Genomic DNA, 1,317 nt, shown 5'->3' with positions numbered 1-1,317 from the left:
CTCCCGCCCCCCCCGGACGCCGCGCCGCCCGGCCGCGCGGCGCGGCGGCGGTCCGGTCCCGTGTCCGCCACCGGATCGTGGGCCGGGCCGGACCGCCGGCGCAACCGGATTGCGGCGGCGTGGGCTTGAACGGCTCCAGCGCGGGCGTCCCCCGCCTCGATCCCGGTGGCCGGGTCGGCGTGACCCGCCGGGGCGCCGCCCGGGCCGGGTGACCCGGGCGGCGGCACTGCTCAGGGCAGCGCCCGCAGGAACGGGCCGTGGCTGAGGCGGAACTCCCAGGCGTAGAACCGGTCCCAGTTGATCGACCAGGTCATCAGCCCCCGGAAGGCCGGGTTGGTGCCGCTGCGCGGGGTGTACGGGCCGCAGCCCTGCCCCTTCACCAGGCAGGTCACCGCGGCCTGCACCCCGGCCGGGGCGAGGTAGCCGTTGCCGGCGCTGGGGGAGGAGGGCGCGCCGAAGGCCACCTGGTCCTCGCGCAGCGGCGGGAAGACGCGGTCGGGGTTGCCGGCGACGGGGAAGCCGGCGAGCAGCATGTCGGTCATCGCGACGTGGAAGTCCGCGCTGCCCATCGTGTGGTACTGGTTGTCGAGCCCCATGATCGGCCCGGAGTTGTAGTCCTGCACGTGCAGCACGGTGAGGTCGTCGCGCAGCGCGTGGATCACCGGCAGGTACGACCCGGCGCGCGGGTCCTGCCCGCCCCACGGGCCCGAGCCGTAGAACTGGTAGCCGAGCTGGACGAAGAACGTCTCCGGCGCCATGGTGAGCACGAAGCCCGCCCCGTACCGCTGCTTGAGGGTGCGGATCGCGGAGATCAGGTTGACGATCACCGGCGTGGTCGGGTTGCGGAAGTCGGTGTCCCCGGCGTCCAGGTAGAGCGAGTGCCCCTCGAAGTCGATGTCGAGCCCGTTGAGGCCGTACCGGTCGATGATGGCCGACACCGACCGGACGAAGGTGTCCCGGGCGGCGGTCGTGGTGAGCTGGACCTGGCCGTTCTGCCCGCCGATGGAGAGCAGCACCTTCTTGCCCTGCGCCTGCTTGGCGCGGATCGCGGCGATGAACTCGGCCTCGGTCTCGACGCCCGGGCACTCGGCGGGCGGGCAGAGCTGGAACCGGATGTCGCCCGAGGTGACCGTGGTGGGCTCGCCGAAGGCGAGGTTGACGATGTCCCAGTCGGCGGGCACGTCGGCCATCCGCAGGTAGCCCGAGCCGTTGGCGAAGCTGGCGTGCAGGTAGCCGATCAGCGCGTGCCGGGGCAGCGCACCCGTCGGCGGCGGCGTGGTCGGCGGAGGCGTGGTGGGTGGAGGCGTGGTGGGTGGC

Annotated in this window: 2 protein-coding genes; one reads left to right on the top strand and one right to left on the bottom strand. The window is 73.8% G+C overall.

The window, feature by feature from the left end; genetic code table 11:
* A partial coding sequence (locus ACSNN9_RS28465) for a hypothetical protein (protein ID WP_436676390.1) occupies nt 1-212 on the top strand: 212 nt, incomplete at its 5' end.
* A gap of 18 nt (nt 213-230) precedes the next feature.
* Here ACSNN9_RS28465 and ACSNN9_RS28460 read toward each other — a convergent pair.
* Nucleotides 231-1,317, bottom strand: a 1,087-nt coding sequence (locus tag ACSNN9_RS28460) for a chitinase (protein ID WP_436676389.1), incomplete at its 5' end; no start/stop codon positions are given.

It is taken from the genome of Micromonospora sp. URMC 107 (assembly GCF_051386315.1).
In the GTDB taxonomy this organism is placed as follows: Bacteria; Actinomycetota; Actinomycetes; order Mycobacteriales; family Micromonosporaceae; genus Micromonospora.
Note: the sequence above shows the minus strand (reverse complement) of the source record. Positions and strands in the feature narration are given on the sequence as shown.